This is a genomic window from Achromobacter sp. 1L-A-4-B-C2, assembly GCF_057291955.1.
In genome coordinates, this window is sequence record NZ_JBXAWP010000001.1 from 864,623 (window position 1) to 876,547 (window position 11,925).

The window sequence follows — 11,925 nt, forward strand, 5'->3', positions numbered from 1 at the left end:
TCGGGTCTATGCCCTTAGAAAACGATGGCGTCGCGCAGGCTGCCGCCGGTGGCGAGGTGATCGAACCCCTCGTTGATCTGGTCCAGCGAAAATGATTTACCCATCATCCGGTCCACCGGCAGGCGGCCCGCCTTGTACAGGTCGATATAGCGGCCGATGTCGATGGCGGGTACGCCGGAACCCAGGTAGCTGCCCCGTATGTCGCGCTCTTCGCCGACCATCTGCGAGAGCGATAGCGGGAAGCTGAACTTGGGGTTGGGCAGGCCCGAGGTAACAGTCGCGCCGCCGCGCCGGGTCAGCTTGTAGGCGGTTTCAAAGGCGGGCACGGCGCCCGCCATGTCAAAGCCGTAGTCCACGCGGCCGCCGGCCAGATCGAACAAGTCATCGTCCGTCTTGACCTGCTTGGGGTTGACGACATGGGTGGCGCCCAGCTCCTTGGCCAGCGCCAGTTTTTCGTCGCTAAGGTCGATGGCCACCACGCGGCGCGCACCGGCCGCAACCGCAGCCAGCAAGGCTGACAGGCCCACGCCGCCCAGCCCGACGATGGCGGCGGTGTCGCCTGCCTTGATGCGTGCGCGGTTCAGCACCGCGCCCGCGCCCGTCAACACGGCGCAGCCGAACAGCGCGGCTTCGCGATGGCTGAGTTCAACGTTGACCTTCACGCAGGACCGGCGCGACACCACGGCGTATTGCGCGAAGCAGGACACGCCGGTGTGGTGGTTCAGGTATTCCTCGCCGATGTGCAGGCGGCGGTCGCCACCCAGCAAAGTGCCTTGCGTGTTGGCGGCCGCACCGGGTTCGCGCAGTGCGGGGCGGCCTTCCATGCAGGGGTTGCAGCAGCCGCAGCTGGGCACGAACACCATGGCCACGTGGTCGCCGGGTTTCAAGTCGGTGACGCCGGGGCCGGTCTCGACCACTTCGCCGGACGACTCGTGCCCCAACACGATGGGCACGCCGCGCGGGCGGTCGCCGTTGATGACCGACAGGTCGGAATGGCACAGCCCGGCCGCCTTGATGCGCACCAGCACCTCGCCCGTGCCGGGCGGGTCCAGGTCGACCTCGGTGATGGTCAGGGGCCGGGTCTGGGCATAAGGGCCGGGCACCCCTACGTTACGCAACAACGCCGCTTTGATTTTCATGCGCTGACATCCAAGTAGAAGCAATACGGGCTAGAAGCAATACGGGCTAGAAGCGATGCGGACCGAAAGCAATACGGACCACTAGCAATGCCGACCGGCAACCGGCCGGCAGGCACCGCCCCGATCACAGCCTTACACCGTGCGTCCGCCGTCCACCGGGAACTCCACGCCAGTGATGAATTCCGCCGCGTCGCTGGCCAGGAACAAGGCCGCCGCCGCCACGTCCGATGGCTGGCAGAAGCGGCCAAGCGGAATGGTGGACACGAACTTGGCGCGGTTCTCGGGCGTGTCGGGCAGACCCATGAACAGTTCGAACATCCCGGTGATGCCCATCACCGGGCAGATGGCGTTGACGCGGATGCCGTCGGGGCCCAGCTCCACGGCCATCGATTTGGACAGCACGTTGACCGCGCCCTTGGACGCGTTGTACCAACTGAGGCCGGGGCGCGGGCGGATGCCGGCGGTGGACCCGACGTTCAGGATCACACCGCGCTTTTGCTTGCGCATCACGGGCACCACGGCCTGCGCCATGTGGTAGATGGACTTCACGTTGATCTCGAACATGCGGTCGAACATGGCCTCGTCCACGTCCAGCATGGGCTGGTTCTTGTGGGTGATGGCGGCGTTGTTGACCACGATGTCGACGGAACCGAATTTTTCTTGGCAGACGCGCACGACGTTGTCGATGTCGGCGCGGCTGGACACGTCGGCCTTGACCGCCAGCGCGGCGGCGCCCACTTCGGCGGCCACGCGGTCGGCGGCTTCCTTGTTGATGTCGGCGATGACGACTTTGGCGCCCTCTTTCGCATACAGCTTGACGATGCCTTCGCCGAAACCGCTGCCACCGCCCGTGACGATGGCGACCTTACCCTGCAACTGACTCATGACTTGACTCCGATATGCGTGGCGATCATTCGCCGTAGAACTGGATCAGCGTTTTGGTCGTGCTCATTTCTTCCAGCGCGATGAAGCCCTTCTCGCGCCCGTGGCCGCTTTTCTTGACGCCGCCAAACGGCAGTTCCACGCCGCCGCCCGCGCCAAAGCCGTTGATGTAGACCTGACCGCACTTGATGCCGCGCGCCACGCGCTGCTGGCGTCCGCCGTTCTCGGTCCAGACCGCGCCCAGCAGGCCGTAGTCGGTGGCGTTGGCCAGCCGGATGGCGTCGGCTTCGGTGTCAAAGGGCAGCGCCACCAGCACCGGCCCGAAGATTTCTTCGGTCAGCAAGGTGCTGTCGTGCGAGGGCGCGGAAAACAGTGTCGGCTTCACGAAGTAGCCGCCAGAAGGCACGCCGTCGGCAATGGCGCCTTCGGCCGCCACGGTCAGCCCATCGGCCAGGCCCTTGGCGATGTAGCGGTTGACGCGGTCGAACTGCGCCTTGTTGACGACCGGGCCGCAGGTCAGGTCCATGTCGGGCGTGCCGGCGCGCACCTTGGAAAACTCGGCGGCCAGCGCCTTCATGAAATCGGCATACACGCCGCGCTGCACCAGCAGGCGGCTGCCCGCCGTGCAGGTCTGCCCGGTGTTGTGGACGATGCCTTTGACGATGGCGGGAATGGCCAGTTTGTAGTTGGCGTCGTCGAACACAATGTGGGCCGACTTGCCGCCCAGTTCCAGCACGCACTTGACCGCGTTGACGGCGGCGGCCTGCTGGATCAGCACGCCCACTTCGTTCGAGCCGGTGAAGGTGATGAAGTTGATGTCGGGGTGACGCGACAGGCTGGCGCCCGCCTCTTCGCCCAGGCCCGTCACGATGTTCAGCGCACCCGGCGGAAAGCCCACTTCCAAAGCCAGTTCGGCCACGCAGATGATGGACAGGCAGGCGTCTTCGGCCGGCTTGACGACGCTGGCGTTGCCCATGGCCAGCGCCGGGGCCACGCTGCGGCCGAACATCTGCGCGGGGTAATTCCAAGGAATGATGTGGGCGGTCACGCCCAGCGGCTCGCGGATCAGCTGGACGGAATAGTCCTTCTGAAAAGGAATGGTCTGGCCGTGCACCTTGTCGGCCGCGCCACCGTAAAACTCGAAGTAGCGCGCCAGCACCGTGATGTCGCCGCGCGCGGTGGACATGGGCTTGCCGGTGTCGCGCGATTCCAGCCGCGCCAGCTCTTCGTGATGCGCCAGCACGGATTCACCCAGGCGCAGCAGCAGGCGGCCGCGTTCCAGCGCCGTCATGCGGCCCCAATCGCCTTCCAGCGCGGCGCGGGCGGCGCCGACAGCAGCATCCACGTCGGCCTGCTGACCGCGCGGAATGGTGGTGAATACGTCGCCGTCCACCGGCGACACCACGTCTATGGTGCGCCCGTCATGGGCATCGACCTGGCGGCCGTTGATAATCATCTGCGTCATGCAATGTCTCCGGAAGTTCAATTCAAGGTGATCGAGCCGCGCTCGATCGTCCAGATCTGGTCAGGAATGTCGCCCAGCAGCTTCACGTTGGATTCCGTGATGACGACGCATAGGTCGGGCTGCAATTCCTTCAGGCGCCCCAACGCTTCGGTGTAGTCGCGCGCAAGCTTGGGGGCCAGGCCCTGAAAGGGTTCGTCCAACATCAACAGCCGCGTGCCGACCATGATGGCGCGCGCCAGCGCCACCATCTTTCCCTGCCCGCCCGACAGCGCCGAACCAGACCGGCCCAGCATGGGTTCCAGCTGCGGCACCACCTTCAGCACGGTCTGGATGCGGGCGGCGATTTCAGTCTTGGACTGGCCTTGCACTTCGCACGGCAGGTTCAGGTTTTCAGCGACGGTCATGGTCGGGAAGATCACGCGATCTTCAGGCGCGTAGCCCACTTTCAAGGCCGCGCGCTTGTGGCCGGGCATGGCTGTCAGGTCGGCCCCGTCGAACGCGATCTTGCCGGACTTGATCTTGGTCAGGCCCATGATGGTGCGCAGCAAGGTGGTCTTGCCCGCGCCGTTGCGCCCCACAATCCCGATGGTTTTGGATGATTCAAAACTGGCGTTGACGTCGCGCAGGATGCGGTTGCCTGCCAGGTCTACGTTAATGGCCGATAGGTTCAGCATGGTTCAGGCCCCCAGCACTTCGCTTTTGATCTGCGGGTTATTCAAGACTTCGTCCGGCGTGCCGTCGGCGGCCACCTTGCCCGCGATCCAGGCGGCCACGCGCGTGGCGTAGCGCGACACGATGTCCACGTCGTGCTCGACAAACCAGCTCGTCACGCGGCGCTCGTCCAGCGCGTGCATCACGGTTTCCATCAAGGCGAATTTGTCTTCGGACGCCACCCCGCTGGTGGGCTCGTCCATGATGAGCAGCTTGGGCCGCAGCGCCAGCGCCATGGCCACATCCAGCAGCTTGCGTTTGCCCTCGGGCAACTCGATGGAAGCCTCGTCGGCTTCGGGCAACAGGCCCACCAGGTCCAGCGTGGCGTCCACTTCTTTTTCGTCGATGGTGCTTTCCAGCGAACGGAACCAGCTCAGTTCCTTGTTGCGGCGCGCGGCGGCGATCTGCACGCATTGGCGCACCGTGTGTTCGGTGAACAGCTGCGGCAACTGAAACGAACGGCCCAGCCCCAGACGCACGATCTTGCGCGGCGCCATGGCGGTGACGTCGCGCCCATCGAAAATCACGCGGCCCTTGGACGGCGCCAGGTAGCCCGTGCAGATGTTGATGAAGGTGGTCTTGCCCGCGCCGTTCTGGCCGATGACGGCCAGGCGTTCGCCTTCATGCAATTCGAAGTTGATGTTGTCGGCCGCGATCACGCCGCCGAAGGCCAGGTAAAGATCTGTGGTTTGAATAAGCGGTTTCATCATCAGTTCCTCACCGGCGCGTGCGTGTTGGCGGAAACGCGCGCCTGCAAGGTGGCGTTGGCGCGGGCGCGGGCCCGGGCCTCATCGCGCTTTCGCGTGGCGATGCGCTTCATGACCTGGCCGACAAAGCCGGTGGGGAACATGAAGATCACCAGGATCAGCGTCAGGCCCAGCAAGAACTGCCACAGGCCGGGGAAGTAAGCGGCCGACACCAGCTTCACCGTTTCAAAACCGACGGCGCCCAGGAACGCACCGGCCGCATGGCCCGCGCCGCCCAGAATGGTGATGAAGACGAATTCGCCCGAGCGCAGCCACGAGCCGATTTCGGGGGTGACCAGGCCCTGCATCAAGGCCAGGATCGCGCCCGAGAAGCCGACGACGACAGCCGACAGCAGGTAGCCCTTCCACATGATGAAGTACGCGGAAAACCCCAGGTACTCAATGCGCGTTTCGTTGGTCTTGATGGCGGACAACGCCTGCCCGCTGCCCGAACGGAAGTAGCGCTGCACCCACCAGGCCAGCACCAGTGACAACACCAGCGTCAGCACCAGCAACGCGCGTTCGAAGGACTCGCGTTCCATCAGCACGCCGGCCATTGTCGGGCGCACGATGCGCATCCCGTCCGAGCCGCCGGTCAGCGTGTACAGCTTGCCCAGCAACGCGAACAGCACCATGCTCAACGCCAGGTTCAGCATCCCGAAGAAGATGCCGCGATAGCGCACCACGAACAGGCCGATCACGATGGCCGCCAGGAAGCTGGCAACGACGCCCGCCATAATCAGCAGCAGCGCGTCGGTGCCCGGCATGGCGCGCGCCAGGAACGCGACCGTGTAGGCCGAGATGCAGGAATACATGGCATGGCCAAACGAGATCTGGCCAGCCCGCGCCATCACCGACACGCCCAGCGCCGCGATGGCGTAGGTCAGGCCGATGACGATGGGGGTGATTGTCCAGGAAAGGCTATAGCCAAGAGCTAGCGTGGCCATCGCGGCCACGAGGCTGAGTACGACGACTTTCATCAGATCCTCCGGGCTTGGGCGACGGTGAACAAGCCATGCGGCCGGATGATCAGCACCAACACCATGATGATGTACGGCACCGCCACTTCCAGTTCGGGCGCGGCGTAGACGGCAATGGAACGCATGACGCCAATCAACAGCGCCGCGATCAGCGCACCGGTGATCTGGCCCAGCCCCGCCGTGGCAACCACCGCAAACGACAGCACCGTCATGTCGGTACCGGCGCCCGGCACCAGCGACGTGGTGGGCGCGGCCAGCGCGCCGCCCAATGCGCCCAGGATGGTGGCGATCACGAAGGTGACGTAGCCGATCTTCTTGGCGTTGATGCCCAACGACGTGGCCACTTCACGGTTGTGCGTCGTGGCCACCGTCTGCTTGCCCAGCTTGGTGTGGCGCAGGAAATACTCCAGGCACACGTAGGCCAGCACGGCGGTCACGGGCACCACCACCAGCTGGTAGGTGGTGTAGGTGATGTCGCCGATTTCGATATTGCCCAGACGGTTCACGACTTCGCTGGCGCTGTAGGGCTGCGCGCCCCACAGCAGGCGCTGGACGTCTTCCAGCATCAGGAAGCCGCCAAAGGTGATCAGCAGTTTCAGGATGGGGTCGTAGTTCTGCGCGCGGCGGATCAGCACGAATTCCATGATGCTGCCCAACGCCAGGCCGATGGCGATGGCGGCCACGAACAACGCGGCGAACAGCAGGAATGGGGAATCGGTTTTGGGCGCCAGAAACATGACGAGACTGGCCGCGGCATAACCGCCGAAGGCGTAGAAGGCGCCATGGGCAACGTTCAAGATGCCCATCACGCCAAACACCAGGGTTAACCCCATCGACACCAGGAACAGCAGACTGGCGTACGCCACGCCATCCACCAAGGCGAGAGGCAGTAGATCCAAGGTCAAGCGTCTTCTCCCAATACGCTAAACACCTGCCCCGTCCGCGATGCGTTGCCGGGGCAACGGGCATCGCCGGCAAGGCGGCGTGGGCACATGGCCCGGGCGTGCGCGTGGCGCGCCCTTGTCTCGTTATCAACCTTGCCGCCTTGACTTCGAACGCGAATCGAAGCGGAACGGAAGGCACTTTTATGGACCGGCGCGATCACTGGCAAGCGCCACTTTTCGTACTAGTCCGATGTGCAGCGAAGTATAGGGACGCCCCTTTTGAGCGGCTATTTATCTTTGCGCAAGCCGGGTTTCACAAGCAATAGAGAGGCCGTGGTCGCCATGCCGGGCGCATGCGGGTTTACCTGAATCGTCGCGGCCATCGGCGCGCGCGTCTGGTAATCGGGGATGATGCGCAGGTGCGGTTCATCGGGCAATTGCACATAACGGCCTAGTCCATCCGGCGTGAGCGCGCCGACGTCCATCCGGGCCAGCGTGGCGCCTTTATCGTCATCGATGGCGATGCGTAGCGCGGGCGGATTCAGGCCATATGATTCGCCGGGGTGCGGGGCCAGCACGCGGTCACTGCGGGCTTGCGAAAACAGCGGCAGGAAGTCGTCTGCGTCGAAGGCGGGGGGTGCGGTGGAGGTTGCACTGCCCGGCATCGCGGCCCAACCCTGAGCGGCGCGTGTGTACGTCGTCGTGGATGCTGGCGTGGACAGCGTGATACGCGCCGCCTGCGCGGCGTTCCACGCGTACAGCCGCGCCGGCTTGCCGGTGTCGTCATGCAGGTGCGTGTGCCCACTGTGGGTGGCGGGCGATTCCATGGCCTCGTGCCATTGCCAGGCGGACAGCGCAACGCCCGCCGCCAGCAACATCAGCCAGCCACGCCCCGCGTTCATCGCCGCCTCCACCACAGCAGCAGGCCCGTCATCAAGGCCAGCAATGGCAAGGCCACGGTACTGGTCCAGAACACGGTGCGCATCTGGCGATTGGTCAGCTCGACACGACGGTTTTCGTAATGGCGCGGGCGTATCGTCAACAAGGCGTCTTCACCGGCCAGCAGCGTGACGGCGCTGGTAAAAAGTGCGCCGTTGCCCAGCGTGGCGAAATGGCGGTTGGTGGCGAAATCGCTATCGCCCGCAACCAGCAGCGTGGGCCGCGCCGACCCGTCCGCGCTGGCGGTCTGCGCGTTGCGCGTGGCCAGCGCCATCAAGGTGTAGCGCCCCGCCGACTGCCCCGGCAACTGCGCCTGTGCCGACGTCTGCGCCAGCGGCGTGACCGTCACGCCTTGCGGCAGCGCCTCTCCGGCGGGTTCCAGGCCTGCCGCGCCGGGAAAGAAACTTAACGGCAGGCCGCGCGTCATCTTGTGCCGCGTGTAGTCGCTGACGGCTGGGCTGCCGGGGTCGTTGCGGTAATGGCTGCCGGGGTCGACCAGCGCGCCCATCGGCCGCGCGATACCGAAGTCGGCCAGCAACGCATCCAGCCCGTGGCGCGTGTCCGGTTCCAGCAGCAACAGGGTCTTGCCGCCGTCGGCCGTCCAGCGGCGCAGCGCCTCTGCGTCGTCGCTACCGAACGGCGCGCGCGGCCCCGCCGCCACCACCACGGCGCAGGCCGGCAAGGCTTGCGCCAGGCTGCCCGCGTTGATACCGCGCGTGGCAAAGCCCAAGGTCTGCAAGGCATTGCGCGCCATCGCCATGCCGTGCTGCTCGTGCACCTCGACGCGCGCCACCAGGTTTTCATCGTCGCCGTGGTCTTCCAGATCATCCAGCGACGTCAGGCTGTCCAGCACGGCTTCGCGATGGCCCTGCGTAAAGCACACCGTTTGCGCGCCACGCTGGCTGATGCGGATCAGCGCGTTGGTGAAGTCGGTTTCGGTGCCGCCATTGATCGTCATCTTGCGCGTGTCGGCGGCCAGCACCGCGCTGCCGGCGAACTGGATGCCCGCTTCGCGCGCCTCGGCCGGACGCAGTGCCGGGTCCACGCCGCGCACACGGATCAGCGGGTTGGTATGTTCGTACTGGCGCAGCAGCTCCAGCGCGTCCACCATGCTTTTGTTGCGCAGATCGTAGAACCACGTCACGTCCACGGCTTGCTTGATCTGGCGGGCTACCTCAACGCTTTCGGGCGACAGGCTGTACAGGCGCTGCGCCGTCAGGTCCAGGCGGCCCAGATGGCGCGAGGCCCACAGGTTCAGCGCCAGCAGCAAGGCGGCAACGGCCAGCACCGGCAACCACAGCAACAGGCGCCGGCCCGTGCGCAGCATGCGAGGGTTTGCGTTCATCGCAGCCTCCAGCGCTTGAGGTTGACGGCGGCCACCATCAAGGCCAGCACCGCCACGCTGGCCAGCGTGACCGTGGCCGGACCGGGCAACACGCCCCGAATAAAGTCCACGTGTTGCGCCGACAAAGACAGCGCCTGAAAGAACGGCGACAACGCGGGAAAGGCGTCCAGCGCGGCCGGGTAATCAATGAACCAGAGCAGCACCAGGATGCCCCACGTGGCGCTGGCCGCCACGATCTGGTTGGTGCAGGCGCTGGACACGGCAATGCCGATCGCCAGGAACAGCGCGCCGTACAGGAACACGCCGACGTAACCGCCCACGATCGGCCCGTAGTCCGGCTGCCCGTACCACGCCAGCGGCAGCACGGCGGCGGTCGTGCCCGCCAGCATCAAGGCCAGGACCGTCAACCCGGCCGCGTACTTGGCCGCCACCAGCGTCGCGTCGGACAGCGGCAAGGTCAGCAGCATCTCCAGCGTGCCCTGGCGCGCTTCTTCGGCAAAGGCGCGCATGCTGACCAGGGGCATCACCAGGATCAGCAGGATGGTCATGTTGTGAAACGCGGTGACCATCTGCCCCGTGCTGACAAAGAACAGGTTGAAGCTGAACAGGTAGCCGGACAAGGCCCAGAACACGGCCACCACCACCAGCGCCACGGGCGAGCCGAAATCGGTGCGCAGCTCTTTTCGGTACAACGCCAAAAAGCCTTTCATGCCCGCCTCCGCATCACCGGGTCGTTAGGCGCCAGCGCGGCAAGCAGGCGCGCTTCCACGGCGTCATGCAGCGACAGCACCGCGCGCACCTGGGCGTGCGCCAACACGATGCGCAGCACGCGGTCGCACATCGCGCCTGAAGGATCGCCCGCGCCGGCCGTGTCCCAGCTGATGCGCCACTTGCTCAGCTCGGCATCCTGTACGGTAGCGTCCACGCCGCGTATCCCGTCGCAGGCCGACAGCGCGGCGCGCAAGGCGGCGTGGCCGGCCGTTGGCAAGGCCAGCTGTAATTGCAGCGCGGCCTGCGCCTGCCCCAGCACCGCGTCTTCCACCAGCCGCCCCTGCTGCAAGATGACGATGCGCGTGCACAAGGCTTCCACCTCTTGCATAAGGTGGCTGCTGAACACCACCGCGCGGCCTTGTGCGCAACGGCGGATCATGGCGCGGGCCTCGACGATCTGGACGGGGTCCAGGCCATTGGTGGCTTCGTCCAGCAACAGCACGGGCGGATCGTTCAGCACCGCTTGCGCCAGGCCGACGCGCTGGCGCTGGCCCTTGGACAAACGGCCGATTGCGCTGCGGGCCACGGCTTGCAGGTCGAAGCCGTCGATGGCGCGTTCGATGGCAAGACGACGCGCGCCCGCCCCGCCCGCCACCTTCACCCCCGCGCCAAATTGCAGGTATTGCATGACCGTCAGCGCGTCATACAGCGGCGCGCGTTCGGGCAGGTAACCGATGTCGGCGTTGCCCCGGCCCGGCGCGGGCGGCCGGCCGCACACGGTGACGCGGCCGCTGTCGGGCGTGTAGAACCCGGCCATCAGGCGCAGGGTGGTGGTCTTGCCACTGCCGTTCGGCCCCAGCAGGCCCACGATTTCCCCGGGCGCCACGGACAGGCTCAGGGAATGCAGGACCTGACGGGGTCCAAACGACTTGCAGACCTGGTGCAAAGCAACGGCCGGCTGCATGGGGCGCCTTCGGTCAGACTTGCGTTAGTCGAGGTCGATCGACGGGGAATGCGGCATCCAGCAACGCGTTAATCGAACACTTTGGTCTTGGCGTTTTGCGCGTGCTGCTCGGCGTCGTGGCTGTACCAAAGCTGGCCCTGGCGCGCATCGCGGATCTGCTTAAGACGGTCAATCGCCAGCATGGACGCCGCGGTGTTCCATGTGATGCCCGGGATGACGCCCGCCTCGTTCTCGGCGGTGTAGATGGCGTCGGCCGCCAGCAGCACGGTGCCGGTGTTCTTCAGCTTGACCTGCAAGGACTGGTGGCCCTGCGTGTGGCCCTTGGTGTCCAGCAGCACGATGGTGCCATCGCCGAACAGGTCGAAGTCGCCTTCCACCTGGATGAAGTCGTAGTCCCGCGTGGTGTCGAAGTCCTTCATGACATAGGCGGCGCGCTGGAATTTTTCGGGCCACCAGGCGGCGCGCAGTTCGGCCTTTTGCACGACGTGCTTGGCCTTGGGAAACATCTTGATGTTGCCGGCGTGGTCCAGGTGAAAGTGCGAATACACCACGTACTTCACGTCGCTGACGTCAAAGCCGGCGGCCTTGAGCTGGCGGTCGACGACCTCGTCGCGGCCCTGGATGGAATTGAACGCGCCGCACAGGCCCTGGCCCCAATAGTTGGCGCAGTTGCCGTCGGCGGTGGCCTGGTTCATGCCGGTGTCGAACAGGACCAGCCCGCGCGGGTGCTGGATGACATAGGCGGGCACCGGGATCTTGATCTTGGTGCCCACGTCGACCATGGCGGTCATGAAGCCCTTGTCCAGCTCGATCTTGCCGACCGACAGCTGCATCAGCTTGATGTCGGGCGGCGCGTCGGCGGCCTGCGCGCCCGCCCCCGCCAAGACCGCCACCGCGCCCACCGCCCCTGCAAACCTCTTCCAGCTCTTGCTCATTGTCGTCTCCTCGGACCCACGGGTAACCGCCGCCAGATGGCGACGGTCGATAGCAAGCCACCCGGTATGCCCCGGGTTTTCATTCGATAGGGTTCTGCTGTGCGGGGGGATGGCGCGGCGGATCGGTTCGCCGGCCCGGACGGCATCTGACGGCCGTTTTCTCTGTTGCGCACTCTGACGCAGCGCCGGGAGGCTGCCAATTAAGGATTTATTAAGCTGGGCTT

Annotated in this window: 12 protein-coding genes; all 12 read right to left on the reverse strand. The window is 65.6% G+C overall.

Annotated features, from left to right (window positions below; all coding sequences use genetic code 11):
• Window positions 1-14: 14 nt before the first annotated feature.
• Complete coding sequence (locus AC0Z35_RS03870; protein WP_485131324.1) at window positions 15-1,139, reverse strand: zinc-dependent alcohol dehydrogenase family protein; 1,125 nt, start codon at window positions 1,137-1,139, stop codon at window positions 15-17.
• A gap of 132 nt (window positions 1,140-1,271) precedes the next feature.
• Window positions 1,272-2,024: a glucose 1-dehydrogenase gene (locus tag AC0Z35_RS03875; protein WP_046807567.1), complete on the reverse strand. Its 753-nt coding sequence runs from the start codon at window positions 2,022-2,024 to the stop codon at window positions 1,272-1,274.
• 25 nt (window positions 2,025-2,049) lie between these two features.
• Window positions 2,050-3,486, reverse strand: coding sequence for an aldehyde dehydrogenase family protein (locus AC0Z35_RS03880; protein ID WP_485131323.1), 1,437 nt, complete (start codon window positions 3,484-3,486; stop codon window positions 2,050-2,052).
• A 17-nt stretch (window positions 3,487-3,503) separates the two neighbouring features.
• Complete coding sequence (locus AC0Z35_RS03885) at window positions 3,504-4,160, reverse strand: ABC transporter ATP-binding protein (protein ID WP_104141865.1); 657 nt, start codon at window positions 4,158-4,160, stop codon at window positions 3,504-3,506.
• A gap of 3 nt (window positions 4,161-4,163) precedes the next feature.
• Complete coding sequence (locus AC0Z35_RS03890; RefSeq protein ID WP_046807570.1) at window positions 4,164-4,904, reverse strand: ABC transporter ATP-binding protein; 741 nt, start codon at window positions 4,902-4,904, stop codon at window positions 4,164-4,166.
• A gap of 2 nt (window positions 4,905-4,906) precedes the next feature.
• Window positions 4,907-5,923 carry a branched-chain amino acid ABC transporter permease gene (locus AC0Z35_RS03895; RefSeq protein WP_104141864.1) on the reverse strand — a complete coding sequence of 339 codons (1,017 nt, stop codon included), beginning with the start codon at window positions 5,921-5,923 and terminating at the stop codon, window positions 4,907-4,909.
• Entirely contained in the window at window positions 5,923-6,828 is a 906-nt protein-coding gene (locus AC0Z35_RS03900) for a branched-chain amino acid ABC transporter permease (protein WP_219991172.1), read from the reverse strand. The genes AC0Z35_RS03895 and AC0Z35_RS03900 overlap by 1 nt, the downstream gene beginning before the upstream one ends.
• 266 nt (window positions 6,829-7,094) lie before the next feature.
• Window positions 7,095-7,709, reverse strand: coding sequence for an electron transporter SenC (locus tag AC0Z35_RS03905; RefSeq protein WP_485131322.1), 615 nt, complete (start codon window positions 7,707-7,709; stop codon window positions 7,095-7,097).
• Complete coding sequence (locus tag AC0Z35_RS03910; RefSeq protein ID WP_485131321.1) at window positions 7,706-9,091, reverse strand: GldG family protein; 1,386 nt, start codon at window positions 9,089-9,091, stop codon at window positions 7,706-7,708. Before AC0Z35_RS03910 ends, AC0Z35_RS03905 begins: the two co-directional genes overlap by 4 nt.
• Window positions 9,088-9,801, reverse strand: coding sequence for an ABC transporter permease (locus AC0Z35_RS03915; protein WP_046807575.1), 714 nt, complete (start codon window positions 9,799-9,801; stop codon window positions 9,088-9,090). The genes AC0Z35_RS03910 and AC0Z35_RS03915 overlap by 4 nt, the downstream gene beginning before the upstream one ends.
• The gene (locus AC0Z35_RS03920; protein ID WP_485131320.1) at window positions 9,798-10,766 is read right to left on the reverse strand and encodes an ABC transporter ATP-binding protein; all 969 of its coding nucleotides are present in this window, start codon (window positions 10,764-10,766) and stop codon (window positions 9,798-9,800) included. Before AC0Z35_RS03920 ends, AC0Z35_RS03915 begins: the two co-directional genes overlap by 4 nt.
• A gap of 68 nt (window positions 10,767-10,834) precedes the next feature.
• Window positions 10,835-11,701 carry an N-acyl homoserine lactonase family protein gene (locus tag AC0Z35_RS03925; RefSeq protein ID WP_319307711.1) on the reverse strand — a complete coding sequence of 289 codons (867 nt, stop codon included), beginning with the start codon at window positions 11,699-11,701 and terminating at the stop codon, window positions 10,835-10,837.
• Between the last annotated feature and the right edge of the window lie 224 nt (window positions 11,702-11,925).

What these genes read in the sequence shown, in the direction of transcription:
- AC0Z35_RS03925 (WP_319307711.1), bottom strand. Translation starts at nt 11,701, where the DNA reads ATGAGCAAGAGCTGGAAGAGGTTTGCAGGGGCGGTGGGCGCGGTGGCG.
- AC0Z35_RS03920 (WP_485131320.1), bottom strand. Translation starts at nt 10,766, where the DNA reads ATGCAGCCGGCCGTTGCTTTGCACCAGGTCTGCAAGTCGTTTGGACCC.
- AC0Z35_RS03880 (WP_485131323.1), bottom strand. Translation starts at nt 3,486, where the DNA reads ATGACGCAGATGATTATCAACGGCCGCCAGGTCGATGCCCATGACGGG.
- AC0Z35_RS03905 (WP_485131322.1), bottom strand. Translation starts at nt 7,709, where the DNA reads ATGAACGCGGGGCGTGGCTGGCTGATGTTGCTGGCGGCGGGCGTTGCG.
- AC0Z35_RS03895 (WP_104141864.1), bottom strand. Translation starts at nt 5,923, where the DNA reads ATGAAAGTCGTCGTACTCAGCCTCGTGGCCGCGATGGCCACGCTAGCT.
- AC0Z35_RS03910 (WP_485131321.1), bottom strand. Translation starts at nt 9,091, where the DNA reads ATGAACGCAAACCCTCGCATGCTGCGCACGGGCCGGCGCCTGTTGCTG.
- AC0Z35_RS03915 (WP_046807575.1), bottom strand. Translation starts at nt 9,801, where the DNA reads ATGAAAGGCTTTTTGGCGTTGTACCGAAAAGAGCTGCGCACCGATTTC.
- AC0Z35_RS03870 (WP_485131324.1), bottom strand. Translation starts at nt 1,139, where the DNA reads ATGAAAATCAAAGCGGCGTTGTTGCGTAACGTAGGGGTGCCCGGCCCT.
- AC0Z35_RS03885 (WP_104141865.1), bottom strand. Translation starts at nt 4,160, where the DNA reads ATGCTGAACCTATCGGCCATTAACGTAGACCTGGCAGGCAACCGCATC.
- AC0Z35_RS03890 (WP_046807570.1), bottom strand. Translation starts at nt 4,904, where the DNA reads ATGAAACCGCTTATTCAAACCACAGATCTTTACCTGGCCTTCGGCGGC.
- AC0Z35_RS03875 (WP_046807567.1), bottom strand. Translation starts at nt 2,024, where the DNA reads ATGAGTCAGTTGCAGGGTAAGGTCGCCATCGTCACGGGCGGTGGCAGC.